The sequence below is a fragment of the Lentzea sp. NPDC102401 genome, from assembly GCF_044765805.1.
GTDB classification, from domain to species: domain Bacteria; phylum Actinomycetota; class Actinomycetes; order Mycobacteriales; family Pseudonocardiaceae; genus Lentzea; species Lentzea sokolovensis.
On record NZ_JBIWKS010000001.1, the window covers coordinates 350,969 to 376,209 of the forward strand.

General features: G+C 70.2%; 18 protein-coding genes and 1 pseudogene. 13 read left to right on the plus strand and 6 right to left on the minus strand.

The window, feature by feature from the left end; translation table 11 throughout:
* Positions 1 to 545: 545 nt before the first annotated feature.
* The 3 genes from ACIRG5_RS01720 to ACIRG5_RS01730 are packed head-to-tail and all read left to right on the plus strand — an operon-like array spanning position 546 to position 6,151.
* Positions 546 to 2,948, plus strand: a complete 2,403-nt coding sequence (locus tag ACIRG5_RS01720; protein WP_402898572.1) for a type 2 lanthipeptide synthetase LanM family protein — start codon at positions 546 to 548, stop codon at positions 2,946 to 2,948.
* 56 nt (positions 2,949 to 3,004) lie between these two features.
* Entirely contained in the window at positions 3,005 to 3,226 is a 222-nt protein-coding gene (locus ACIRG5_RS01725; protein ID WP_319974447.1) for a hypothetical protein, read from the plus strand.
* 57 nt (positions 3,227 to 3,283) lie between these two features.
* Positions 3,284 to 6,151: an ATP-binding protein gene (locus ACIRG5_RS01730; RefSeq protein WP_402898576.1), complete on the plus strand. Its 2,868-nt coding sequence runs from the start codon at positions 3,284 to 3,286 to the stop codon at positions 6,149 to 6,151.
* Here ACIRG5_RS01730 and ACIRG5_RS01735 read toward each other — a convergent pair.
* Positions 6,148 to 6,522, minus strand: coding sequence for a nitroreductase family deazaflavin-dependent oxidoreductase (locus ACIRG5_RS01735; protein WP_402898579.1), 375 nt, complete (start codon positions 6,520 to 6,522; stop codon positions 6,148 to 6,150). The genes ACIRG5_RS01730 and ACIRG5_RS01735 overlap by 4 nt on opposite strands.
* Before the next feature lie 64 nt (positions 6,523 to 6,586).
* On the opposite strand from ACIRG5_RS01735, the gene ACIRG5_RS01740 reads away from it, so the two are divergent.
* The 3 genes and pseudogenes from ACIRG5_RS01740 (at position 6,587) to ACIRG5_RS01750 (ending at position 9,483) form a co-directional block, all read left to right on the plus strand.
* Positions 6,587 to 7,129 (plus strand): SMI1/KNR4 family protein, encoded by a 543-nt coding sequence (locus ACIRG5_RS01740; protein WP_402898582.1) that lies wholly within the window; start codon positions 6,587 to 6,589, stop codon positions 7,127 to 7,129.
* 131 nt (positions 7,130 to 7,260) lie between these two features.
* Positions 7,261 to 9,069 (plus strand): annotated as a pseudogene (locus ACIRG5_RS01745) (glycoside hydrolase family 3 protein); the annotation flags it as partial.
* Between the two features lie 27 nt (positions 9,070 to 9,096).
* On the plus strand, positions 9,097 to 9,483 hold the full coding sequence (locus tag ACIRG5_RS01750) for a carbohydrate-binding protein (RefSeq protein ID WP_402900843.1): 387 nt from the start codon (positions 9,097 to 9,099) through the stop codon (positions 9,481 to 9,483).
* A gap of 43 nt (positions 9,484 to 9,526) precedes the next feature.
* Here the strand turns inward: ACIRG5_RS01750 and ACIRG5_RS01755 are convergent, their stop codons facing one another.
* Positions 9,527 to 11,992 (minus strand): CHAT domain-containing protein, encoded by a 2,466-nt coding sequence (locus ACIRG5_RS01755; protein WP_402898585.1) that lies wholly within the window; start codon positions 11,990 to 11,992, stop codon positions 9,527 to 9,529.
* A 93-nt stretch (positions 11,993 to 12,085) separates the two neighbouring features.
* On the opposite strand from ACIRG5_RS01755, the gene ACIRG5_RS01760 reads away from it, so the two are divergent.
* Positions 12,086 to 13,279 carry a S8/S53 family peptidase gene (locus tag ACIRG5_RS01760; protein WP_402898588.1) on the plus strand — a complete coding sequence of 398 codons (1,194 nt, stop codon included), beginning with the start codon at positions 12,086 to 12,088 and terminating at the stop codon, positions 13,277 to 13,279.
* On the opposite strand, the gene ACIRG5_RS01765 is transcribed toward ACIRG5_RS01760, so the two are convergent.
* From ACIRG5_RS01765 to ACIRG5_RS01780, 4 genes are all read right to left on the minus strand, one after another.
* On the minus strand, positions 13,210 to 14,340 hold the full coding sequence (locus ACIRG5_RS01765; RefSeq protein ID WP_402898591.1) for a glycosyltransferase 87 family protein: 1,131 nt from the start codon (positions 14,338 to 14,340) through the stop codon (positions 13,210 to 13,212). The two genes, ACIRG5_RS01760 and ACIRG5_RS01765, sit on opposite strands and share 70 nt — an antisense overlap.
* A gap of 185 nt (positions 14,341 to 14,525) precedes the next feature.
* Entirely contained in the window at positions 14,526 to 15,152 is a 627-nt protein-coding gene (locus ACIRG5_RS01770; protein ID WP_402898595.1) for a response regulator, read from the minus strand.
* Positions 15,149 to 16,141 (minus strand): sensor histidine kinase, encoded by a 993-nt coding sequence (locus ACIRG5_RS01775; protein ID WP_402898598.1) that lies wholly within the window; start codon positions 16,139 to 16,141, stop codon positions 15,149 to 15,151. The genes ACIRG5_RS01770 and ACIRG5_RS01775 overlap by 4 nt, the downstream gene beginning before the upstream one ends.
* A 69-nt stretch (positions 16,142 to 16,210) precedes the next feature.
* Positions 16,211 to 17,437, minus strand: a complete 1,227-nt coding sequence (locus tag ACIRG5_RS01780) for an aspartate aminotransferase family protein (protein WP_402898601.1) — start codon at positions 17,435 to 17,437, stop codon at positions 16,211 to 16,213.
* Between the two features lie 77 nt (positions 17,438 to 17,514).
* On the opposite strand from ACIRG5_RS01780, the gene ACIRG5_RS01785 reads away from it, so the two are divergent.
* The 6 genes from ACIRG5_RS01785 to ACIRG5_RS01810 all read left to right on the plus strand — a co-directional run bounded on the left by ACIRG5_RS01785 (position 17,515) and on the right by ACIRG5_RS01810 (position 25,204).
* Complete coding sequence (locus tag ACIRG5_RS01785) at positions 17,515 to 18,384, plus strand: LysR substrate-binding domain-containing protein (protein WP_402898604.1); 870 nt, start codon at positions 17,515 to 17,517, stop codon at positions 18,382 to 18,384.
* Positions 18,385 to 18,386: 2 nt separating this feature from the next.
* Positions 18,387 to 19,370: a LacI family DNA-binding transcriptional regulator gene (locus ACIRG5_RS01790; RefSeq protein WP_402898606.1), complete on the plus strand. Its 984-nt coding sequence runs from the start codon at positions 18,387 to 18,389 to the stop codon at positions 19,368 to 19,370.
* 89 nt (positions 19,371 to 19,459) lie between these two features.
* On the plus strand, positions 19,460 to 20,743 hold the full coding sequence (locus tag ACIRG5_RS01795) for an extracellular solute-binding protein (RefSeq protein ID WP_402898609.1): 1,284 nt from the start codon (positions 19,460 to 19,462) through the stop codon (positions 20,741 to 20,743).
* On the plus strand, positions 20,740 to 21,630 hold the full coding sequence (locus ACIRG5_RS01800; protein WP_402898612.1) for a carbohydrate ABC transporter permease: 891 nt from the start codon (positions 20,740 to 20,742) through the stop codon (positions 21,628 to 21,630). Before ACIRG5_RS01795 ends, ACIRG5_RS01800 begins: the two co-directional genes overlap by 4 nt.
* Positions 21,627 to 22,454: a carbohydrate ABC transporter permease gene (locus ACIRG5_RS01805; RefSeq protein ID WP_402898615.1), complete on the plus strand. Its 828-nt coding sequence runs from the start codon at positions 21,627 to 21,629 to the stop codon at positions 22,452 to 22,454. Before ACIRG5_RS01800 ends, ACIRG5_RS01805 begins: the two co-directional genes overlap by 4 nt.
* Positions 22,455 to 22,501: 47 nt before the next feature.
* Positions 22,502 to 25,204 carry a glycoside hydrolase family 2 TIM barrel-domain containing protein gene (locus ACIRG5_RS01810; protein WP_402898618.1) on the plus strand — a complete coding sequence of 901 codons (2,703 nt, stop codon included), beginning with the start codon at positions 22,502 to 22,504 and terminating at the stop codon, positions 25,202 to 25,204.
* Positions 25,205 to 25,241: the final 37 nt, after the last annotated feature.

Here is a 25,241-nt window from a genome sequence, read left to right on the forward strand (position 1 = left end):
GGTGTTGGGGGGGGGCGCGGGGGGGGGCTCCCGGCCCGCGCCGGCGCGGTGGGGGGGGGGGGCCCCGGGGGGGCCCAACCCCCCCCCGGGGCCCCGGGGGGGGGGGGGGGGGGGCGCGGGGGGGGCCCCCCACCGCATTACCGGAGATCCGGTCAGTTCTGGCTCGACGTCCAGGAGCAGAGCGTGCAGAGGGAGTTGTCCTCCATCAGCAGCGCGTCGTCCTCGAAGCCCATGGTCAGCAGGTCGGTCGCGTCGACGATCTTCTCCATCGGAATGCACCTCCGTGTAGTGGTTCTCGGTGTTTCAGGCCCCGTTGCGGCCTGACACAAATCTGCCGTCCACCAGCGAAAACCTCATCCGTGGCGGCCACCACCATTCGGAAACCGCAGCTCTGAGCCACCACGGGCAGGGGTGCGACCGGCATGCGCTCAAGCGATTCGCGAGCGGCATGGGTGAGCATGCGTAACGGCCCATGCGCAGCGGCGGGCCAATGGTGGTGTTCTACACCCATGACCCGCCGGTAGCGCCCTGGCACGCTTCGTCTCATGGAGATCGCCTGCCGCGCCACACCCGCTCCCACGGACGTGTTCGCGCACGTCGTGGAGCCTTGGGTGGCCACGGCGAGCGCCCGTCTGCACGCCGCTCTGGCCGCACTGCCCGAGCACGCCGTTGATCCGTCCGCACTGGTCGACGCGTGCGCCGGGCTCCTCACCACCCGGCTCACCCGCCTCGCGGCGCCGGCTCTCGTGCACGAGATGGGGCAGGCGGACGACCTCAAGGGCGCGGACAAGCACGAGCGGTTCCAGGACTTCCTCACCCGCGCCCACTTCGAGCACTACCCCGTGCTCGTCCGGGAGCTGGACGGGGAACGCGACACGGCGGTCGAGGTCATCACCGAGCTGGCCACGCGCTACGCCGCCGACCAGGACCGCCTGACCGGCACGCTGCTCGACACGAGGTCCGCGCTCGTCGCGGCCCGTCCCGGCGGAGATCGCCACAGGGGCGGACGGGCGACGACGGTCCTGGAGCTCGCGGACGGGCAGCGGCTGGTCTACAAGCCGCGCGGCGTCGACGCCCACCTCGCGCTCACGCACGTGATCGAGCTGGTGAACGACCTGGTGGACCTCGGCCTTGCGACCGTCAAGGCGGTGCCGGGCGACGGTTACGGCTGGACCGAGCACGTCGAGCCCGCACCACTGCCCTGTTCCGACGCCACGGCGTACTTCCTGCGACTTGGTGGACTGCTCGCGGTGCTGCACCTGCTGCGCGCCACGGACATGCACCACCAGAACGTGATCACCCGCGCCGACCAGCCGCTGCTGATCGACGTGGAGACCCTCTTCCAGGCCCAGCTGCCCGGTGAGCGACCCGATCCCGCCGTCGTCGCGCTCGGCCGGTCGGTCGCCCGCACCGGCCTACTGCCCGCCGTCGCCGGACGGCACGGGCTCGTGGACATCTCCGGTGTCGGCGGCGACGCCGGTCAGGAGACCTCCAACGCCACAACGGAATGGCTCGACGCCGGCACCGACCGGATGCGCGCGGTCCTCAGGCCCGAGTACGTGATCGGCGCCTCCAACCGCCCGGCGTGGCAGGGCCAGGCCGTCGAGGCCGCCGACCACGCGGACGCGGTGCTGTCCGGGTTCCGGCAGACCTACGACGCGATCTCCTCGCACAGCGCGGAGTTCGCCGCGCTGCTGGCCGGGTGCGCCTCGGTGCCGGTGCGGATCGTGCCCCGGCCGACGACCCAGTACGCCGGACTCCTCGCCGCCGCCCGCGGACCGGAGTTCCTGCGCGACGCCGGTGTCCGGCTCGCCGCGTTCACGACCGCCTGCGCGACGGACTTCCTGCCCGGCCTGGCCGAACTCGAGGCGGCCGAGCTCGACACGGGCGACGTCCCGTTGTTCACGACCCGCGCGGACGGCCACGACCTGGTGTCCGCCAAGGGAAAGCTTCCCGGCGTGCTCGCCACGTCCGGGCTGGAGGACGCGCTCGCGTGCCTGTCCGAGTTCGACGAGTTCGACCGCGACGACCAGGAGTGGGTGATCGCCGCGGCACTGGCGACCCGCCGCGTCGCGGTCACCGGAGCGGGGCCGGGCAAGGTGCGGCAGCACGCCGTCGGCACGGACGAGGTGCTGTCCGCGGCCTGCGCGATCGCCGACCGGATCGTCACGACCAGCTACGGCACCGAGCGGATCAACTGGATCGGTCTCGAACCCGTGGGTGACACGCGGTGGCTGGTGTTGCCGATGGGCGCCGGACTGGCGCACGGCTACACGGGCGTGGCGCTGTTCCTGGCCCAGCTCGGCCGGATCAGCGAGGTCTGCCGCTACGCCGACGTCGCACGCCGTGCGCTCGCGACGGTGCCGGACCTGCTGGCCGCGCTCAGGGGCAACGACGACCTGATCGCCGCGGTCGGCTCCGGCGGCCTGACCGGGTTCGCCGGAATCGGTTACGGGCTCGCGAGGATCGCCACTCTGCTCGACGACGACGAGGTCGCTCGCTGGGCCCGCACGACCGTTCGGTTGGCAGGTGCCGCCGCGGAGTTCGAACCGGAACACGGCCTGGCGGCGGCGATGCGGGCGCTGGACGCGGAAATCGGCTGCGCCGACGCACGTGAGCTGGCCGAGCGGTACCCGGACGGACCGGCCGGCCCCGACCGGTGGTGCCAGCACGATGCTTCCAAATGGACGGACGACGACTTGTCCCTGTGCCACGGGGAACTCGGCCATGCGGACGTGTCCGTGACCGGCTGGTCCGCCGCGACCCGGCACCGCCGTACGGGCGAAGTGCTGGCCACGTTGCGCCGCGACGGTCCCCGCTGCGTCACCCCGGACCGCGTGCCCACCCCGGGACTCCTCACCGGACTCGCCGGACTCGGGATGGGCCTGCTGCGCCTGGGATTCCCGGAACGGACCCCGTCCGTCCTGCGTTTCGAAGCAGGACACTGATCTTCCCCGTCGATCGGGGTAGTGCAGGAAACCGTTACTCACCAACAGGAGAAGCAATGAGATTGCCGGAGACCCACGACCAGTCCGCCTCGGTTCGCGCCACCACCAGGAAGATCGGCCTGCGGATCGCCGCGCTGACCGGCGTCGTTCTCTCCGCCGGCGTCATCGCCGCAGGTCCGAGCGCCGCGGCGCCGACCAGCGCCGACGTCGTGCTCGACTCGGTCGTGTCCGTCAACGGCGGTGGGAACGGTTCCACCTGTTGCCGTCCGGAAAACTGACGCCCGATTTCTGACCGTATGTCACCGTTTCGTGGCAGGTCGTGATCTCATGTGCAAGTGGCATTACGTGCACCAGTCGTCGTCGGTCGTGACCATGAGCTGGGACTGATCAGGACGACGTTGGCGAAAGTCGCTACGGGGAGGGGTCAGGTCGTTTTCCTGACCGGCGAAGCCGGGATCGGCAAATCCCGGCTCGCCACCGCCGCGACCGACCTCGCCTACCAGAGCGGGATGAGCATCATGCGCGGCCGCGGCAGCGCCATGAGCCGCACGATCCCGTTCCGCTGCCTGAGCGAAGCGTTGCTGTCACTGCAACGCCTGGGCACCACCGTCGACATCGACGAGCTGGGCCCCTACCGTCCGGCACTCGCCCGTCTGAACCCCGACTGGGGCACCTCGGCTGACGACGCGTCGAGCAGCTCGCTGATCGTGCTCGCCGAGGGCGTGCTCCGGCTGACCGAACTCGTGGGCCGCGACGGCGGATGTGCCGTCGTCATCGACGATCTGCAGTACGCCGACCCGGACACGTTGGCAGTGCTCGAATACGTCATCGACAACATCTCGCACCAGCCGACGTTGCTGCTCGCGACCATGCGCGACGACGACAGCGCGGCGCTGGAGTTCGCCCGCGCCACCAGCAAACGCGACTCCGCCACGCTCGTCGAGCTCCGGCGTTTCAAGCACGAGCAGGTGTTCGCGCTCGCGGGCGCGTGTCTGGAGGGCGCTTTGCCCGCACCCGCACTGGATCTGCTGTGGGCGGGCAGCGGCGGGCTGCCGTTGTTCGTGGAGGAACTGCTCGACGAGATCGTCTCGGACGGACACCTCGTGCGGACCGGGGACGTCTGGAGCATGGGCGAGGCCGGCGTGCCGCCGTCCGCGTTGGTGCACAGCGTGGCGGGCCGGTTCGGCCGCCTGAACGACCAGGCGCGCGAGTTCGTGTCGGTCGCGGCCGTGATCGGTCTCAGGTTCCCGCTGACCGTCGTCCGCGAGGTCACCGGCCTCGACTACCGCACGCTGCTGCGCCACCTGCAGAGCGAACCCGTGGCGCACCTGATCGGCCCCGACGACCACACCCCCGACTGGTACCTCTTCACGCACGCGCTGGTCGCCGACGCGGTCCTGACCCTGATCCCGGAGGACGTCCAGTCGTCCCTGGCCCGGCGCGCGGCCGACGCCGTCGAGAAGCGCTACCCCGGCGTGCCCGGCGACTGGTGCCACCTCTGTGCGACGCTGCGGGAAGCGGCCGGCCAGACCGCCGAGGCCGGAGCGCTCTACGCCGAGGCCGGACGGCGAGCACTGGCCCAGGGCGCCGCGCAGTCGGCCGTCACGTTGCTGGAACGCTCGCTGGAACTCGTCGAGGACCCCGTCCAGCGCTTCGAGGCGCTCGAAGCCCAGCTGCTGGCGCTGACCGAGGCCGGACAGGTCGACCGCGCGCTGGCCATGAGCTTCGACAGCTCGGGCCTCGACCGCCCGCACCGCGCCCGCCTGCACACGCAGCTGGCGTGGGCGGCGAACCTGGCCGGCCGCACGTCCGACGGCCTGGCCCAGGTGGAGATCGCGCGAGCGTTGCTGGGTGACGCCCCTCCCGAGGACTGCGCGCCCGTGGACGTCGTGGCCGCACACCTGGAACTGGACCGCGCCGAACAGGGCAGCCTCGAACGCGCCGAGGAGACCGCACTGCGCGCCGCGACCGTGGCCGAACGCGTCCCGCTCCCGGTCGTCGCCTGCCAGGCGTGGCAACTGCTCGGTGCGCTGACCCGCCGCCGCGACCCGGCCCGCGCGACGGCGTACCTCGAACGCAGCCGGGCTTTCGCGATCGCGCACGACCTGCCCATCTGGGAGATCCACGCCTTGGTGAGGCTGGGCCTGGACGACGCCCTGCGCTCCGGCGACCTCGGCCGTCTGGAGCAGGCCCGCGACCTGGCGTCCCGGATCGGCGCGGTGATCGCCCGCTACCAGTCCGAGGTCAACATCGGCCTGCAACTCGTGCTGCGCGCCGACTTCGCGGCCGCCTCCCTGGTCGTCGACGACGTCTCCTCCGCCGCGAAACGCCTGGGACTGCAGGAGATCAGCCAGTTCATGGCGGTGCTGCGAGCCGTCCTGGCGGGCCACCGCGGCGACCGGACGACGTTGACCGAAGCCTGGTCCGTGCTGTCCGAACCAGGCGGCGAACAACACACCGCCCGCCTGCACGGCCTCGCGGCGACGTTCTGCTCGCTCCTCGAAGAGGACAGACCGAGGGCGCGGGCCGATCTCGCACTGGCGTTGGCCGCCGAACGCGCCACCCCCACGACCTACCACCTGACCGGCCGCCTGGGCCTCTCCCTGTTGCTCAGGGCCGTGGACGGCGACCTGACCAGAGCCGAGTACGACTCCGTCGTCGCCGACCCGGCCGCGGGCCTGCGCTGGGATCACCACTTCGCCCTGCTGGCCTCCGCCGTCCTGGCCGGCGCAGAAGGCGACAAGGACGCCGCACTGGCCCAGGTCCAGGAGAGCGGCGACATCGGCCACCTCTACCCGATGGCCCGCCACCTCGGCCTGCGACTCGTCAGCGAGGCCGCCGCCCGCGACGGCTGGGGCGACCCGGAAACCTGGCTGCGCGCCGCCGAACACCACTTCCACGACGTCGGCATAGCCGCCGTGGCCGGAGCATGCCGCGCCCAGCTGCGGCTGATGGGCGTGCGGGTGACACAACGCCGCTCCGGCGCCGACGAGGTGCCCGACGAGCTGCGGCTGGCCGGCGTGACCGTCCGCGAGTACGAGGTGCTGCGGCTGCTCGGGGTCCGGCTCGCCAACAACGAGATCGCCGCGCAGCTGCACCTGTCGCGGCGGACCGTCGAGAAGCACGTGTCGAGCCTGCTGACCAAGACAGGGCTGACCAACAGGCACGCGCTGGGCAAGCTCGCCACCGAGCGGTCGGACTAGCGGGCGGCGAGGTCCATCCGGAGGAACTCCTTGATGCGGAGGGACTTCGGCGGACGCTTCACCTCGTCAGCCAGTGCCGCGAACGCCTCCGCCTCACCGACTACACGCGGTGAGGTCAGTTCGAGCTCCTCGCCGTCGACCGTCAGCTGCGCGCGACCGGACGCCATGACGTTGCGGACCCAGTCCGAGTTCGATCCGTAGACCAGGACGACCAGGTAGCCGCCGTCGACCGGGTGTGCCTCCATCGGCGTGCGGTAGGGCATTCCCGAGCTGCGGCCCACGTGCGTGAGCACCGCCCACTTGCCGCTCTTGATCGCGCGCGGGTTGAACACGCGTTTGTTGACGTGGCCCCACCATCTGGGCATCGGCATGTCGGACTCCTCTCCTCGTCCCAAGACGCCGTTCGCGGACGATCTGTTGAAGTAGCGTGCGCGCGTGGAGATCACTGACGACCGGGACTTCCCCGCCGCACTGGCCGCACTGAGCGGCATCGACTTCCCCTGGGAGTACGACGAGAAGGCCGACGAGCCCTCGCCGGGCAACATGGACTACGAGCCCTACCAGGAGTTCGACTCCGCTGAGGAGACGACCGACTGGATTCGGTCGTGGACCGGCAACAAGGAACTGGGCGGGGACGCGTTCCGGCCGTTCGGGCAGGACGGCACCGGCGGGCTGGCCGTGCTGTGGCTGGTGAGGGAGGGGCCGCTGACCGTGCAGCCCGTCGTGTTCTTCGGGTCCGAGGGTGAGGTCGGGCCCGTCGCGACGAACCTGGGCGAGTTCCTGTGGTTGCTCGCGGGTGGTGTGGGGCCGCAGGAGGCCGTCGAGTTCGGGTCGGACACCGGTGTGCCGAACGCCGAACTGCGTGCCGTCGCGGAGAAGTACTCGGGAATCGAGCCACTCACGCCGGCCGAGGTGCTCGCCAGGGCACGGGCGGAGTTCCCCGATTTCGCGGAGACAGTGCAGTCCTGGTGTCGTTAGGGCAGGCCAGGGGAACCGGTACTCGTTCCGGTTCCCCGATGGTCTATACCACTTTGTGAACACGGGTTACGCTCAGCGAACCCTGTTGTGCCGCAAGGTAAACAGGACCTCGTCCTGCGGAGGTCTGCCCTGTGAGAAAGTTCCTCGCGGCCGCACTACTGCTCAGTGCCGCCGTCATCCCCACCGGTACGGCCGCCGCGGCCGACCCGATCTACAAGGACCCGGCGCAGCCGATTCCGGCGCGGGTCGCCGATCTGCTCGGCCGCATGTCGCTCGACGAGAAGGTCGGGCAGATGACGCAGGCCGAGCGCAACGCGGTCAGCAACGCGGACCTGACGAACTTCCGGATCGGGTCGCTGCTGTCCGGTGGCGGTTCCGCGCCGTCGCCGAACAACGCCACGTCGTGGGCGAACATGTACGACAACTTCCAGCGGGCGGCGATCGCGACGCCGCTGGGCATTCCGATGATCTACGGCGTGGACGCCGTGCACGGCCACAACAACGTCGTCGGCGCCACGATCTTCCCGCACAACATCGGCCTGGGCGCGACGCGCGACCCGGCGCTGGTGCAGCGGATCGGGCGCGCCACCGCCGAGGAGGTGTCGGGCACCGGCATCGACTGGGACTTCGCGCCGTGCCTGTGCGTCGCGCGCAACGACCGCTGGGGCCGCACCTACGAGTCGTTCGGTGAGACGCCCCAGGACGCCACGTCGATGACGACGATGATCACCGGCCTGCAGGGCTCGAAGCTGTCGGACTCCGGCTCGGTGCTCGCCACGGCCAAGCACTACATCGGTGACGGCGGCACGACCAACGGCACCGACCAGGGCAACACCCAGGTCAGCGAGGCCGAGCTGCGCGCGACGCACCTGCCGCCGTTCCGCGACGCCATCGCCAAGGGCGTCGGCTCGGTGATGATCACCTACAGCAGCTGGAACGGCGCGAAGCTGCACGGCCACAAGTACCTGATCACCGACGTGCTGAAGAACGAGCTCGGCTTCAGCGGCCTCGTCGTGTCGGACTGGAACGCGATCGACCAGATCGACGGCCAGGCCGGCTTCACCGCGGCCGAGGTGCGCGACTCGATCAACGCCGGCCTCGACATGATCATGGTGCCGACCGCGTGGCGTCAGTTCATCACCTACCTCAAGCAGGAGGTGCAGGCGGGTCGCGTGCCGATGTCGCGCATCGACGACGCCAACCGCCGCATCCTCACCAAGAAGTTCGAGCTCGGCCTGTTCGAGAAGCCGCTGACCGACCGCGCCTACACGCCGACCGTCGGCAACGCGGCGCACCGCGCGCTGGCCCGTGAGGCCGTGCGCAAGTCGCAGGTGCTGCTGAAGAACCAGAACGGCGTGCTGCCGCTGCCCAAGACCGCGTCGAAGATCTTCGTGGCGGGCAAGAGCGCGGACAACATCGGTTACCAGAGCGGTGGCTGGACGATCTCCTGGCAGGGCGGCAGCGGCGCGGTGACGCCGGGAACCACTGTGCTGCAGGGCATCCGCTCGGCCGTGTCGACCTCGACCACGGTGACGTACAACCGCAACGGCACCGGCATCGACGGCACGTACCAGGCCGCGATCGCCGTCGTCGGCGAGACCCCGTACACCGAGGGCGCGGGCGACCGGCCCGGCGGCCTGAGCCTCGACGCCGAGGACATCGCGACCCTGAACACGTTGCGCGCCACCGGTGTCCCGGTCGTCGTGGTGCTCGTCTCCGGCCGTCCGCTGGACATCGCGGCCCAGCTGCCGCAGTGGCACTCGCTGGTCGCGGCCTGGCTGCCCGGCACCGAGGGCAACGGCGTCGCGGACGTCCTGTTCGGCGACTACCGGCCGACCGGCACGCTGCCGTTCACGTGGATGCAGAGCGCCTCGCAGCAGCCGATCAACGTCGGCGACGGCAAGACACCGCTGTTCCCGTACGGTTTCGGCGCCCAGTTCCCCGCCACGCAGAACGCGTACGCGCTGATCGGCGCCTCGTACTACGACGAGCAGAGCGGCACGCAGGTCGAGCGCTGCACCGACTCGGGCTGCGGGCAGAACGTCGGCTACCTGACGCCGGGCGACTACGTGGCCTACGCGGACGTCGACTTCGGCGCCACTCCCCCGACCTCCGTGACCACGCGGCTCGCGTCCGGTTCCACGGCGAACGGCACCCTGCAGTTCCGCCTGGACAGCCCGACCGGTCCGCTGGTCGCGACCGTCTCGGCGGCGAGCACGGGTGGGTGGCAGACGTGGGCCAGCCGCACGACCGCGGCGTCCGGCGCCACCGGGGTGCACCGGTTGTACCTGGTGGCGACCGGTGGCACGGGTGGTGACCTGGCGAACGTGAACTGGTTCCAGTTCGCTCGGTAGTCGTGAGGCTGAACGGGGTTCCGGGCGGGAGCCCCGTTCAGCTCTACGCTCCCACGCACACGAAACCGTTGGGCCGGCCCAGTTCCTCCTGCGCCTCGGCCAGCGCCGCCGCGGGCGAACGGCCTTCGCGCAACCGGCGGTGCACGCCGAGCATCAGGTCCTTGGTCTCGGCGTCCGGCACCGGCACGACCGGGGCGATCAGCTGAGCGGTCCCGCGTTCGAGGAACGTGGCGGCGAGGCCCAGAAGTTCGTTGCCGGACACGACGACCGAACGGCCGACGTCGCAGGCCGCCATGATCACGGTGTCCGGGACCTGTTCGAGGCGTTGGACGTCGTAGACCACGAGTGGGCCGTCGTGCAGGTCCAGCGCGGAGAACAGCGGGTTGTCCGGGTTCAGGCGGCCGTGTGCGGCCAGGTGCACGGTGCTGGCCGTGGCCAGCGCTTTCAGGACGTCGTCGACCGTCGCGTCACGCGGGTTCGTGGTGGCGTGGAGGTCCGCGATGGCCTGGGCTTCCTCCTCCGCGCCGGGCAGGCCCGGGCCACTGGCCACGGCGAACGTGCGCGGGCGAGCGGGCCGGGAGGCGGCGCTGCGCCACGACGTCGCCGAGGGTGCGACGACGACCGGTTTTCCGCGGCACGACGGCAAAGTCGACCACGGCACGTTGTGCAGCAGGCCGGTCGGCACGACCACCAGCGGCCGGTCGCAACGCGGCAGCAGCAGTGAGTCCAATGTGGACGTCGTGGTGCGCAGCAGCTGCAGGATCTCGGGACGCGGGCGGCGGGCCAGGTGCCGCAACGCGAACGGCACGCGTTCGAGCAGGTCGGCCACCTCGCGCACCGGGCCCACGACGCGCAGGTCCAGGCGCCGGTCGGTGAGGGTCAGCGCCAGCAGGTCGCCGTCGGCCTCGACGTACTGGACGAGCACCCGGCCGCCGAGGTCCAGTTCGGCAGGGCGCACCGGTTCGGACGGGCCGGGACCGGTGGTCCGGAGTAGGCGGCTGCGGTCCTTGATCCGGCGTTCCAGCTCCACCTGGCGATGGGTGAGCTTCGTGGCGCGCAACAACTGCAGCAGCGCGGCGAGTTCGGGATCGTCCGGCGGGCGGACCGGGCGGTGCAGGAAACGGCTCGCGCGGCCCCGTTCGGCCCATTCGAAGACGTCGGCGAGCCTGCCGGACCTCAGTGCCACGCGCAGGCCCAGTTCCGCCAGGTCCGCGCGGTGGGTGGCCGAGTGGGCGCGGAGATCGCTGGCGCCGAGTGCCGCGTGGTTCTCGTCGAGCACGCGCAGGCCTCGTCGTGCTGCGGCCGCGGCGCGTTGAGGCGTGGTGCGTTCGTGCAGCAGGGCTTCGGCGTACCAGCCACGCGCACGCAGCGTCGCCGGGCCACGTGTCCGCGCCCGGCTCGCGGTGGTCAGGTGCGCGACCACGCGAGCCGGTCGCCGTCGACGTCCGGCGACCACGGCCAGATCGAGGTGCGCCTGCACGGCGGGCCTGCCGTGCAGCGCGGCCACCATCGCGTCGGGATCGCTGATCCGGCAGGGCTTTCCGGCGCTCAACGCGGCGCGCAGCACCGTCGCCCGAGCGAAGGCGGCGTGCTGGTCGCGGCCCTGGCGGACGAACTGGGCGAGCGCGGCGCGCGCGTGCCGACCGGCGGCGGCCCAGTCGCGGCCGAGCAACGCCGCGTCGGCCAGCAGCAGCAACGTCTCGGGAACCATGAGCCGGCGTCCCTCGGCACGGAACGCCGCAACCGCCTGCGAAGCGTGCTCTCGCGCCTCCCCGGCCAGACCGACGGACAGCAGCAACTCGGCGCGGTCGAAGAGAACGGGCGCGAGTTGGCCACCGTGCCGGGCGATGATCTCCTCGGCCCGGTCGAAGTGCGCGAGCGCGGCAGGGACGTCACCGCGGCGGCTCTCCACGAAGCCCAGGTTCTCGGCGATGATCCCGACCGCGAGGTCACGGCCGAGATCGCGCGCCAGCCTCTCGGCCTCCACCAGATCTCTCACCGCGAGCCCGAAGTTCTGGCGTTCGGCCTGCACGATTCCCCGGTTGACGAGGTTCCGTTGCACCGCCAGCTTCTCGCCGCGCCGACGCAACGCGCGGTCGGCGGCCTGATAGTCGGCGAAGGCGTCGTCGAGCCTGCCGAGGTGGTAGAGGATCACGGCGCGTTGACTTCGAGCGCGCGCACCCAGCAGAGGAACGGCCAAGTCCACCTCGCGGAGCGCGGACGTGGGTCTCCCCTGCTGCACGAGCGCGAAGGCGAGCTTCATCCGGCTCTCTGCCGCCGCCTTGCCCGCGCCCAGCCTGACCGCGCGACGCAGGTGTGTGACCGCCTCGCCGATCTGGCCGGTCTGGCACAGCGCGTGGCCCCACGCCTGCTCGGCCAGCGCGAGGGCGGGGACGTCGTCGCGAGAATTCCTCACGACCTGTGCCGCCAGCGGGATCGCCCTGATCGGGTCGACGTCGGCGAGCCGCATCGCTTCGCGCGCCGCGCGTAACACCGATCCCGCCAGCATGATGACCAATGTGCACGGCGAGGCCGTTCTTCGCCAGGTATCAGGGCGAGCCGTTCCGGCATCGGTTCACCGGAGACCCCAACGGAGGCTGAGATGAACCCCGAACAGGACAACACGACCGCCGTTCTCGACGAGCTCGTCGTCGACACCCACCACCTCGGCGCCGTGCGGCACGTGCTCGGCGAACTGCACATCGAGGACGCCGTCAAGGACGCCATACCCGAGTTCGACCTGACACTGCTCACCCTGAAACACGGGGACACGCAGAACCCCGTCACCGACCTCGACCCCGTGCTCACCGAGGTGCGCGCACGGCTCGCGGGACGCAGCGGCGGCTGGACACCGCTGATCGGCAAGAACCGGAAGATGGGGCACGTCTTCGGCGCCTACCCGCAGACCAAGAGCCAGGCGTTCTGGAACCCGATGCCCGCCACTCACGAAGGTCCGTGGATCCAGGGCGACGCGGGCCAGGGCGTGCGCGTAGGCATGGTGGACACCAAGATCTACCAGCACTCCCAGCTCCCCAAGACCTCCGTCCACGCCTCTGAGCACGACTGGTTCACCAAAGACCGGCAGGGAACCAGTTACTTCGAGGAGGGCCACGGCGTCTTCGTCGCCGGGCTGATCCTCAAAACGGCACCGGGCGCCACGGTGGTTCCGCGCGCCGCGCTGGGTCCCGACGGCAAGGCCGAGGCGTGGGAGGTGGTCAAGAAGCTCGCGACGTTCCTCGCGGACAAGCCGGAGGACCGGGTCCACCTGATCGTGATGGCCAACGGCTGCCGCACCCACGACGGCCAGCCGCCGCTGATCCTCGAACGGGCCGTCGAACGGCTCAGCCCGCACATCACCGTCGTCGCGGCGGCCGGCAACCACGGGGGCTTTCTCGGCATGACCTCGTCGCTGATCACCCGCAACTCCGCGACGTGGCCCGCCGCGCTGCCCGGTGTGATCGCCGCCGGGGTGCCGGACCTGCCCGACCCCGACCCGACCACGCACTACAGCCCTGATCTGCCGTGGGTGACGCACATCGTTCAGCCGGAGGTCGACGACACGTTCACCAGCACCTATCTCGACTCCGCGACGGTGACGATGTTCAAGGGCGACCCCGCCACCGACCTCATCACGGGGTACGCGACGTGGCGAGGCACTTCCTGCGCGGCCGCGTACCTCGGCGGCCTCATCGCCGCGGAGATGCCCTCCTCCGGCATGGACGCCGCTCAGGCGCTGGCGCGGGTGGTCGCCGGTCCCCTGGTCGACGAGTTCGCCTGGCCGCGCCCCACGCCCTGAGCGGACCGGACCGCGCACCAGCAGAGGAACGCGAGGCCCAGCCAGACGTAGGCGTTGCCGACGAGGTGCTGCCACCACGTCCACGCCAGTTCATGGTCGCCCGCGGTCGGCAGCAGCCAGTGCGGGCCGACCGCGAACACCGCCACGACCACGATCCTCACCCGGCCGTGCAGCAACAGCAGTGCGGGCGCGATCCACACCCAGTGGTGGGACCAGGACACCGGCGAGATCAGCAGACCTGCTGCCGCGACCGCGACGAGGGCCGTGAGGTCGTCACGCAGCCGCGGCAGCATCACGATGGTCAACGCGAACACGGCCGCTGCCGCGACGAACCACATCGGCTCGGGCGCACCGAGCCGGAACAGCAGGCCGCGCAACGACTGGTTCGCGCTGTAGGAGAGGCCGCCGACGCGTTCCGGGTCGAGCATCGCGTGGAACCAGAACTGCTTCGACTGCCCCGGCGCGAGCGCCCAGGCGAGCGCGCCGCACGCCGTGAACGTCGCCACGGCGGTCAGCGCGGGCCGCCATCGCCCGCGGGACAGGAAGAACAGCACGAAGATCGCCGGGGTCAGCTTGATCGCGGCGGCGAGTCCGACGAGAAGGCCGCGCGGCCACGGCGTGCGCGGCAGCAGGCAGTCGGCGGCGACCAGGCCGATCAGGATCATGTTGACCTGACCGAGGTCCAGGCCGCCGCGCAACGGTTCGAGCAGCAGGCACAGCGCGGCCAGGCCGAGGCCCGTCCGCAGGCGCGGCGCCGCGACGACACAGGCCGCGGTGAAGAGCTCGATGCCCGCCGCGGTGAACAGCAGGGCGTTGAGCGGCAACGGAAGGAGGGCGAGGCCGCTGAACAGCATCGCCGCGAACGGCGGGTAGGTGAACGGAAGACCTTTGGGGCCCTGGAAATCCGCGGTGTAGAGGTCCGTGCCCGCCCGCCACGCCTCACCGCCCGCGAGGTAGACCCGCAGATCCAGCAGGCCGGTGCTGAACCCGCGCACGAACACCCAGAGGAGCAGGCAGGCGCCCACGACGACCCAGATCCGCTGGGGATCGACCCGGGGCATCGCACTGAGGGGCCACCACCCGAACCTCCGCACCTGATCCAGCACAGTCCAGAACCCTTCGTCCACAACGAAATCCGTTGTGGACGAGCCTGCTGGCGCGGCGGGTACCGCCGGATCGGCCGCGGAGCCGCAAGATCATGGCCGTCAGGACGGAATCGAGCCGAGGACTGGCCGTCCGGCCATCGTCAGCCGGCCACCACGTGCGAACGGAAGGCCCACGCGACGATCTCGACGCGGTTGCGCGCGCCGACCTTGGTCTGCACGGACGCCAGGTAGGCCTTGACCGACGACACGGAGACCTTCATCGCGGCGGCGATCTCGTTGTTGCTCAGTCCCTGCGCGACGTGCCGCACGACGTCGAGCTCACGTTCGTTCAGCACGCCCGCGTCGGCGCTCGCGACCGGCTGCGCCGACCGCCGCAGCACCCGCAGAACCACCTGGGGTGACACGAGCACGTCGCCGCGCGCCGCCGACCTGACCGCCTCGGCCAGCAGTCCTGGACTCGCGTCCTTGGTGAGGAACCCGCACGCACCGAGGTCCAGCGCCTTGTTCAGCACCTCGTCGCTGTCGAACGTCGTCACCACCACGACACGGGTGTGCGGAGCGAGCTGCCGGGTGACCTCCAGCCCGTCGAGGCCGGGCATCCGCACGTCCACGAGGCACACCTGCGGTTCCAGCTCACGGGCGCGCTGCACCGCGCTCACCCCGTCCGCCACGTCGGCGACCACGGTGATGTCCGGCTGCGCCTCCAGGATCAGCCGGAACCCCGCCCGCACCATGTCCTGGTCCTCGGCGATGAGCACGGAGATCACGCACGCACCTCCAGCGGGAGCTCGGCGGTGACCAGCCAGCCCTCCCCGGTGGAACCCGCGAAGAACCGCCCGCCCAGCTCGTGCACCCGTTCCCGCATGCCCACCAACCCGAACCCACCGGAGTGCGACGGCATCGCCCTGCCGTTGTCCACAACGGACAACAGCACGGCGTCGGCGCCCAGCCGCACGTCCACCTCCACGTCCGTCGCGTCGACGGCGTGCTTGCGGACGTTGGTCAGCGCCTCCTGCACCAGCCGGAGCACCGACCGCCCCAGTTCCGGTGGCACGTCCGAGGCGAGCTCGACGTTCGCGCGCACCTGGAGCCCCGACTTCTCCACGAGGTGGAGCAGATCGGCGGAGAGATCGGTGGTCGCGACCGCCGCACCGTTGTCCCGCAACGTCCTGACCATCAGGCGCATCGCACCCAGCGCGTCGGTGCCGCCGTCGACGATGCCGTTCAGCATCGTGCAGGCCTTGTCCCTGTCCTGCTCCGCCACGACGAGCGCGGCCTGTGCCTGCACCAGCATTCCCGTCACGTGATGGGCCACGATGTCGTGCAGTTCACGTGCCATGTCGAGGCGTTCGTCGCGCCGCACCCGTTCCTCCGCCGCGGCAGCCTGTTCTGCCCGCGACCGCTCCAGCAGACGCACGTACAGCCCTGCGCCCACGGCGACCAGGCCGGCCACCAGTACCAGCGGGAGGTAGGTGAAGCGGAAGCTGACCCAGGTGGCGTGCGCGGACACCAGTTCCAGCGCCACGAGCGACACCAACGCCGGCCGGAACGGCGCCTTCCAGGCCAGCCAGAAGGCGACTCCCAGCACGAGGAACGCCTGAACAGCCGCCACCGGAGGGGTTCTCAACACGGTGTGGTCGATCCCGGGAGCATCCTGGAAGAGCGCCCGGCTGAACCCGTTGCTGAGACCGGTCACGACGAACACGGCCGCGCAGACGATCACAGTGGCGACCAACGGCCGGTGGTGTACCCGCATGCGGGCGATCGTAGGAGAGGCTGCGACCGCCCTGCCTCGACCGTCCAGCCGAGACGAATGGCCAGATGGTCAGGCCGACCCGATCGCCTCGTCCAGGATGCCCAGCCCGAGCGCCAGCTCCTCCTCCGACGCCGTCAACGGCGGCGCGATCCGGAACACCCCGCCCATCCCGGGGATCTGCACGATGTTCATGTGCAGCCCCAGATCCAGACACCTCTGGGTGATCGGCGCGCTCAGCGACTCGTCCGCGATCTCCAGTCCGACCAGCAGCCCACGCCCGCGCACGTCCGACACGAGCGAGTGGCGCGCGGCGATGTCGTCCAGCCCGTTGCGCAGGAACGCACCGAGCTTCGCCGCCCGTTCGTCCAGCCGTTCCTCGACCAGCACGTCCAGCACGGTGTTGCCCACCGCGGCCACCAGCGGGTCCGACACGTGCGTGGTGAAGAACAGGTAGTTGCGAGCGTGCGCCTCCGCCTCGATCTCCGCGGACGTGATCACGGCCGCCAACGGCAACCCGGCGCCCAGAGTCTTCGACAGCGTCAGGATGTCCGGCACCACGCCGTCCCGCTCGAACGCGTACCAGTTGCCCGTCCGGCACAGCCCGGTCTGCGCCTCGTCCATGATCAGCAGCATCCCGCGCTCACGGCACTTGGCCGACAACGCGGCGAAGTAACCGGGCGGCGGTTCGAGGATCCCACCGGAGCTCAGGATCGGCTCGACGATGCACGCCGCCAGCGAACCCACCGACTGAGCGTCGATCAGGTCGAACGCCAGGTCGAGCTGCGCCTGCCAGTCACCGGACGGCGCCGGGATCGCGAAGTTGCCGGGCGTGGCGGGACCGTAGCCCTTGCGGCCCGCGCTGTAGGTCGCGGCGGCCGCGGCGGCGGTCATGCCGTGCCACGAGCGGGCGAACGCCACCACCTCGTGCCTGCCGGTGACGAGCTTGGCCATCCGCAGCGCTGCCTCGTTCGACTCGGCGCCGGTGGTCAGCAGCTGCACCTTCGACAACGACTCGGGCAGCGTGTCGGAGAGCCTGCGGGCCAGGTCCACCACCGGGCGGCTGAGCATGCCGCTGAACAGGTGGTCGAGGTTCGCGATCTGGCGCTGCACGGTCTCGACGATGCGCGGGTGCGAGTGGCCGAGGATCGCGCTCATCTGCCCGGACGTGAAGTCCAGGATCCGGCGGCCGTCCTCGGTGAACAGGAAGCTCCCCGACGCGCTGTCGATGATCTCGCGCGTGAACGTGCCGCCGTAGCGGACGAGGTGGCGGTCGACGTCGTCCCAGAAAGTCTCCATGCGGAAAACGCTAGGACGCGCCGAGCATCAGGTCCATCTCACAATTCCACGCTCGCTGTTCGGAAATACTGCACAACATGACGCTGAACCCGTGGCGGCTGCGCCTGCTCAGCCAGCTCGACGCGCTGGGCACCGTGCGGGCCGTGGCGCAGGCCGCGAACCTGAGTGCTTCGAGCGTGTCGCAGCAGCTCGCGGTGCTCGAAAGCGAGACGCGCACCCAGCTGATCGAACGGACCGGGCGGCGCGTCCGGCTCACGTCGGCCGGGCACATCCTGGCGAGACGGGCGCGGTCGATCCTCGACCAGATGGACGCCGTCGAGGCCGAGCTCAGGGGCCTCAGCCAGGAGCCGTCCGGTCTCATCCGGCTGGGCGCGTTCCAGAGCTCGATCCACACCCTGGCCGTGCCGGCGATCGGGCGGCTCGACCACCCGCACCTCGACGTCGAGATCGTCGAGCTGGAACCGCACGCCAGCATGCCCGCACTGCTGGCCGGCGAGGTCGACGTGATCATCACGACCACCGACTTCGTGGAGCTGCCCGTGCCGCGCGACATCGACGTCGTGCCCCTGGGCGAGGATCCGATCGTCCTGGTCACGCCACCGAGCCATCCCGCGACGGACGTCCCGGCGTGCAAGGACGAGCCGTGGGCGTTCGACATCCCCGGCTCGTACATGGCGAAGCTCGCGACGCGGCTGTGCCGGCAGGCCGGGTTCGAGCCGAGGGTGGTCGGGCGGTTCAGCAACTACATGCTGACGCTCAAGCACGTCGAGGCCGGGCTGGCGGTCGCGGTGCTGCCCGCGCTGGCCGTCGACCGGCGGTTCGACGTGGTCACCAGGGAGTTGCCGGTGACGAGAAGGATCACCGCCGCGGTGCGCCGCGACTCGCGCGCCGCGATCACCGTGGTGCTCGACGCCCTGCATACTCGGTCGCAGTCGGACGAGAGGTGATCATGGGCAAGCGCGTCACGATCAACGACGTCGCGCGGGTCGCCGGGGTCTCGCGGCAGACGGTGTCGCGGGCGCTCAACGACAAGGGCGAGATCGACGCGGGCACCAAGCAGCGGGTCCTCGACGCGGCGCGGGAGCTGGGCTATCGGCCGAGCCGGTTCGCCAGGGGCCTGGTGCGGCAGGACAGCACCACGATCGGCCTGGTCATCCCCGATCTGCTCAACCCGTTCTTCACCGAGGTCGCGGCCGGGGCGCTGGAGGCCGCGCGGGCCCGCGGCTGGCACGTGATCGTCTACGACACGGCCGACAGCATCGTCGAGGAACGCAGCACGCTCGAAGTCGTCGTGGCGCAGGTGGACGCCGTGGTCGGCTACTTCAGCCTGGACGAGTCCGAGCTCGACCGGCACCTCGGCGGCATGCCCGCGGTGCTCATCGGCCGTGACCACCGCTCGCCGCGCTTCAGCTCGATCCGCATCGACGGCGAGCAGGGCGTGCACGAGGCCGTCGATCATCTCGTCGCCGCAGGTCACCGCAGGATTGGCATGCTCGACCACGCCGGCCGCGCTGAACCGAGCCTGCGCCGTGACTGGTTCACCGACGCGATGGACGAGCACGGGCTGCACGCTCCCGTCGTCGGCAACGCCGTGCAGTCGGCCGACGGTGGCGCGGAGGCGTTGAACGAGCTGCTCGACCAGCATCCCGACCTCACCGCCGTGTTCACCTACAACGACATCATCGCCATGGGCGCGCTCAAGGCGGCCCGCAGGCTCGGCAAGGCCGTGCCCGGCGACCTCGCGGTGATCGGGTTCGACGGGCTGCAGCTCGGCACGGTCGTCGATCCGGCGCTCACGAGCGTCGCGCTCGACACCCGCCGGATCGGTGCGCTCGCGATAGCCCAGGCCGGTCGGCTGATCGCGGGCGAACCGTCGTTGACTGAGGAAGAACTGCTGGTCAGCGCCGTTCTGTTAGTGCGCGAATCTGCCTGACCCTTGACAGGGTCACCCGTTCAGCTCATCATTCGCGGCAATCCGTGAACGCTCACGGGAGCGTTCACGGGCTCCCCGGAGGGTCCCCGATGACGTTGACTCGACGCAGGTTCCTGACCGGCGCGGCCGCACTCGGTGCCACCGCACTGGGCGCGACCGCGTGCACCAGCCCGACCACGGCCAACCCCGGCAGGATCACGCTCTGGTACTCCACGAACGGCCTGTCGGAAAAGGTGCTGGGCGAGGCCGTGCGGCGCTTCCCCACCCAGAACCTCACGCCGTCCAAGGTGAGCGGCGAACTGAACCGGCGGCTGCTCGCCGCGCTGTCCGGTGAGGCCTACCTGCCGGACATCACGATGCTCGGCGACGGCATCTCCACCTACTTCTCCGCCACGGACAGGTTCGCCGACCTCAACGCACTCGGCGCGAAGCAGGACGAGTCGCGCTACCTGCCGTGGAAGTGGCAGTCGGGCCGCAGCCCCGACGGGTTCCAGCTCGGCTTCCCGATCGACACCGGCCCGGCCGCGCTCTACTACCGGCACGACCTGTTCGCCGAGGCCGGCCTGCCGAGCGAACCGGACGCGGTGGCCGCCGCACTGTCCTCCTGGGACGACTACTTCGAGTTCGCTTTGCGGGTCAAGGAGAAGCTGCCCGGCCGGTACCTGATCACCGACACGAAGATGGTGTTCACGTACTCGCTCGCGCAGGAGAAGCAGAAGTACCTCGACCGGCAGAACCGCTACCTCGACGACCAGTCGCAGGTCCGGCGCGCCTGGGACCGCGCGGTCAAGGCGTTCCAGCTGGGACTCACCGCGGGGTACGCGGGGTCGGCCACCGGCGAGGGCGTCGACCGGCGCGCGGCCTGGACGAACGGCAAGGAGGTCGCGTTCGTCAACGCCTCCTGGATCACCGGCAACCTCAAGCAGTCCGCGCCGGGCACGTCCGGCCGGTGGCACGTCTGCCAGGCACCCGGCGGTCCCGGCAACCAGGGCGGCTCGTTCCTCGCGATCACGAAGTACTGCCCCGATCCGCAGGGCGCCTACGAGGTCGTGAAATGGCTGATGTCGCCGGAGAACCAGGCGTCGGCCTACCTCGAACTCGGCCTCTTCCCGTCGAGTCCGGCCGTGTACTCCGACCCGTTGGTGCTGGCGGCAGAGGAGTTCTTCGGCGGGCAGGCCACGATCCAGGTGTTCGGCGAGATCGCGGAGAAGGTGCAGCCCGTCTACTTCTCGCCTTGGGACATCACGATCTCCGACACCTACACCGATGAGCTGACCAACGTGGAGAGCGCGGGCAAGGACCCGGAACAGGCCTGGCAGGACGCCCGGACGGCCGTCGAACGGCTGCTGCGCCGGCAGGGGGTGCTCGCGTGAACCGCAGGTGGAAGTACCTTCCGCAGTACCTGGCCATCGCGCCGTTCTTCGTGCTGTTCGCGATCTTCGGGGTCTACCCCGTCGCGTACTCGCTGTGGTTGTCGCTGCAGCGCTGGAACGGCGTCAGCGAGATGAAGTTCGTCGGGCTGGAGAACTTCGCGTTCCTCCTCACCGACACGGCGTTCTGGGACGCGATCGGCAACACCCTGATCATCTGGGTGATGTCGACGGTCCCCATGCTGGTGCTGTCGATGCTCGTCGCGCTCGGCCTGAACTCCTCGGTGCGCCACAAGGGTTTCCTGCGGGTGGCGTACTTCCTGCCCAACGTCACGTCGATCGTGGCGATGTCACTGGTGTTCGGCTCGTTCTTCTCCAGCGAGTTCGGCGTCCTGAACTGGTTCCTCGGCCTGATCGGCGTGGATCCGGTGCAGTGGCTCACCGATCCCTGGGCGATCAGGACCGCCATCTCGGTGATGATCATCTGGCGCTGGACGGGTTACAACGCGATCATCCTGCTGGCGGGCCTGCAGGCACTCCCCCAGGACGTCTACGAGGCCGCGAAGCTCGACGGCGCCGGCCCGGTGCAGACGTTCTTCCGCGTCACGCTTCCGTTGCTGCGCCCGGTGATCCTCTTCTCGGTCGTGATGTCGGCGATCGGCGGCCTGCAGATCTTCACCGAGTCGCAGATCCTGCTCGGCGACCGCGGCGGACCCGAAGGCGCGGGCATGACGATGGTCCTCTACTTCTACAACACGGCGTTCGCGGACAACGACTTCGGCTACGGCGCCGCCATCGCGTGGGGCATCTTCGTGGTCGTGGTGCTCTTCTCGATCCTCAACTGGCGGCTCGTGCAGCGCCCGGCCCGCGTGAACGGAGGCCACAGGTGAACCGGACGAAACCCGGCAGCCTCCTCACCTACGGCGCGTTGGTGGCCGGTGCGCTGATCACGCTGTTCCCCTACTACCAGCTCGCGGTGATGGCCTCGAACACCACCGCCGACATCTACTCGTCACCGCCGAAGTTCTGGTTCGGCGGGCACCTGGCCGAGAACATCGGCGAGGTGTTCGCGAAGGTCGACTTCTTCGGGTCGGTGCTGAACACCCTGGTCGTGGCGATCGCGATCACGGTGCTGGTGCTGTTCTTCGACTCGCTGGCAGCCTTCACGTTCGCCAAGTACGACTTCCCCGGCAGCAACGTCCTCTTCGGAATCCTGCTGGCGACGTTCGTGGTGCCGACGCAGCTCTCGGCGATCCCGCAGTTCGACCTGATGGCGAAGTTCGGTCTGGTCGGCAGCCTGAACGCGCTGATCATCCCGGCGGCCGCCAACGCGTTCGGCATCTTCTGGATGCGCCAGTACGCCCGCGGCGCCATCGCGGACGAGCTGCTGGAAGCCGCTCGCGTCGACGGCGCCGGTTTCTTCCGCACCTACCTGTCGGTCGGCCTGCCCGTGCTGCGACCTGCCTTGGCGTTCCTCGGGATCTTCACGTTCGTCAACGCGTGGAACGACTACCTGTGGCCGCTGGTCGTGCTGATCGACTCGAACCACGTGACGCTCCAGGTGGCGCTGGCCCAGCTCAACGGCCTGTACCTGCAGGACTACGCCGTCGTCATGGCGGGCACCCTGGTGGCGATCGTGCCGCTGGTGATCGTGTTCCTGATCGGCGCGCGCCACTTCATCCGCAACATCGCCGCCGGCGCAGTGAAGGGCTGAACATCTTGTTGTCGTACGTCGAAGACATGGGTCCCGGCTTCGGTTCGGTGGCGCCACGCTCCTTCTTCACCTCCGACGCGGCCTCGTTGTCGCTGGACGGCACCTGGGACTTCCGTCTCGACGAGGGCGACTGGGGTGCCATCACCGTGCCAGGGCACTGGCAACTGCAGGGCCACGGTTCGCCCGCGTACACGAACGTGCGCTACCCGTTCCCGGTCGAGCCGCCGTTCGTGCCCTCCGACAACCCCACGGGCGACTACCGGCTGGTGTTCGACCTGCCGGAGAACTGGCCGGACGAGCCGGCGGTGCTGCGCTTCGACGGCGTCGACTCGTGCGGACTGATCTGCCTCAACGACGCCGAACTGGGTGTCACCCGCGGCAGCAGGTTGCCCGCGGAGTTCGAGGTAGGACACCTGCTCCGCCCTTCGGGGAACGTGCTGACCGTCCGCGTGCACCAGTGGTCGGCCGGCAGCTACCTGGAAGACCAGGACATGTGGTGGATGTCCGGGATCTTCCGCTCGGTGACGCTGCTGTCCCGGCCGCGCGGTGGCGTGGCGGACTACGAGATCCACGCCTCCTACGACCACGTCACCGGTTCGGGAACGCTGTCGGTCGAGGGCGGACTGCTCTCCGTGCCGGAGCTGGAGGTGACCGATCTCCCGCCGGGGCAGTCGTTCTCGCTGCCCGTCGAGCCCTGGAGCGCGGAGAGCCCTCGGCTGTACGACGGCGTTGTGCACACCGAAGCCGAACGTGTGCCGGTGCGGATCGGGTTCCGGACGGTCGCGATCTCCGAAGGCGTGCTGACGGTCAACGGCGCTCGTGTCGTGTTCCGGGGCGTGAACCGGCACGAGCACCATCCCCGGTTCGGCCGCGCGGTGCCACGAGAGATCGCACTGCAGGACGTGCTGCTCATGAAGCGGCACAACGTCAACGCCGTGCGCACCAGCCACTACCCGCCGGACCCGTACTTCCTGTCGCTGTGCGACGAGTACGGGCTGTGGGTGATCGACGAGTGCGACCTGGAGACGCACGGATTCGGTGAGCTGGACTGGGCGGGCAACCCGAGCGACGACCCGCGCTGGGCCGAGTCCTATGTGGACCGGATGCGCCGGATGGTCGAGCGGGACAAGAACCACCCGTCGATCGTGCTGTGGTCGCTGGGCAACGAGTCGCACACCGGTCGCAACCTCGCGGCGATGGCTTCGTGGACCCGTGACCGCGATCCGTCCCGGCCGGTGCACTACGAGGGCGACTTCGACTGCGAGTACGTCGACGTCTACAGCCGGATGTACGCCTCGCACGAGGAAGTCGACCAGATCGGGCGCGAGCACACGCACGGACTTCCGTTCGTGCTGTGCGAGTTCGCGCACGCGATGGGCAACGGGCCGGGCGGGATGCTCGAGTACCGCGAACTGTTCGAGCGCTACGAGCACGTGCAGGGCGGGTTCATCTGGGAGTGGATCGACCACGGGATCGAACGCGACGGGCATTTCGCGTACGGCGGCGACTTCGGTGAACCGCTGCACGACGGCAACTTCGTGATCGACGGACTCGTGTTCCCCGACCGGACGCCGTCGCCGGGCCTGCTGGAGTTCGCCAAGGTCTTCGAGCCGGTGCGGATCACGGGCACCGGGGCCGGGATCCGGGTCGAGAGCTTCTACGACCACACAGGGCTGGACCACCTGCGGTTCGACTGGGTGTACGAGGACGACGGGGTGGAGGTCGCCTCGGGCACGCTGGAGGTTCCCCGAACCACAGCGGGAGTGCGCGCCGACATCGCACTTCCTGAGCTTCCTGCCGTGTCCGGTGAAGGCTGGCTCACCGTCCGCGCCTCCCTGGCCGCCCCCACCTCCTGGGCCGACGCCGGCCACGTCGTCGCCTGGGGCCAGATCCTCGTCGCCGAACCCCCGCCGGCCGTCCCGTTCAGCGGCGTCGAACGCGTTCACCTCGGCGACGTCCTGCGGCACGGCATCGGCGAGTTCGACCCGGTCACCGGCCTGCTGACCAAGCTCGGCGAGCTCACCCTCGACGGCCCCCGCCTGGACCTCTGGCGCGCCCCCACCGACAACGACCGCGGTTCCAGCCACCCCGACGAACGGGCGTGGCGCGACGCGGGCCTGCACCGGCTCCAGCACCGGGTGGTCGACGTCGACACCCACCCGTCCGGACTGGTCGTGCACACCCGTGTAGCGCCTCCCGCCTGGGGTTTCGGCATGCTCGCCGACTACCACTGGACCGCGGACGGCGACCGGCTGCACCTCCGGGTCGACATCACCCCGGACGGCGAGTGGCCGTGCACGCTCCCCCGGCTCGGCCTGCGCATGGCACTACCGGCCGCGGACGCCGTCGAATGGTTCGGAAGAGGCCCCGGCGAGGCGTACGCGGACAGCCGCCAGGCCGCCCGCACCGGCCGGTTCACCTCCACCGTCGACGCGCTGCAGACGCCGTACGTCTTCCCGCAGGAGAACGGCAACCGCGCCGACGCCCGCTGGCTGCGGATCGGCGGCGTCCTGATCGAGGGCGAGCCGGTGTTCGACTTCACCGCCCGCCGCTGGACCAGCGAGGACCTCGACGCGGCCAAGCACACCGACGACCTCGTGCCGGGCGATCTCGTGCACCTGAACCTCGACCTCGCCCAGCACGGCCTCGGCACGGCGTCGTGCGGGCCGGGCGTGCTGCCGCAGTACCGACTGCACGCGCGGAAGGCGTCGTTCGCGGTCACGTTCGTTCCAGCATCTGGACGTAGTTGAGACGTCACCTAAACTCGGAGGGGAGACTGGATCGAGG

Coding starts and splice junctions, on each gene's coding strand:
- ACIRG5_RS01755 (WP_402898585.1), bottom strand. CDS start 11,992: ATGCTGGCGGGATCGGTGTTACGCGCGGCGCGCGAAGCGATGCGGCTC.
- ACIRG5_RS01765 (WP_402898591.1), bottom strand. CDS start 14,340: ATGCCCCGGGTCGATCCCCAGCGGATCTGGGTCGTCGTGGGCGCCTGC.
- ACIRG5_RS01735 (WP_402898579.1), bottom strand. CDS start 6,522: ATGCCGATGCCCAGATGGTGGGGCCACGTCAACAAACGCGTGTTCAAC.
- ACIRG5_RS01760 (WP_402898588.1), top strand. CDS start 12,086: ATGAACCCCGAACAGGACAACACGACCGCCGTTCTCGACGAGCTCGTC.
- ACIRG5_RS01775 (WP_402898598.1), bottom strand. CDS start 16,141: ATGCGGGTACACCACCGGCCGTTGGTCGCCACTGTGATCGTCTGCGCG.
- ACIRG5_RS01785 (WP_402898604.1), top strand. CDS start 17,515: ATGACGCTGAACCCGTGGCGGCTGCGCCTGCTCAGCCAGCTCGACGCG.
- ACIRG5_RS01780 (WP_402898601.1), bottom strand. CDS start 17,437: ATGGAGACTTTCTGGGACGACGTCGACCGCCACCTCGTCCGCTACGGC.
- ACIRG5_RS01790 (WP_402898606.1), top strand. CDS start 18,387: ATGGGCAAGCGCGTCACGATCAACGACGTCGCGCGGGTCGCCGGGGTC.
- ACIRG5_RS01725 (WP_319974447.1), top strand. CDS start 3,005: ATGAGATTGCCGGAGACCCACGACCAGTCCGCCTCGGTTCGCGCCACC.
- ACIRG5_RS01795 (WP_402898609.1), top strand. CDS start 19,460: ATGACGTTGACTCGACGCAGGTTCCTGACCGGCGCGGCCGCACTCGGT.
- ACIRG5_RS01720 (WP_402898572.1), top strand. CDS start 546: ATGGAGATCGCCTGCCGCGCCACACCCGCTCCCACGGACGTGTTCGCG.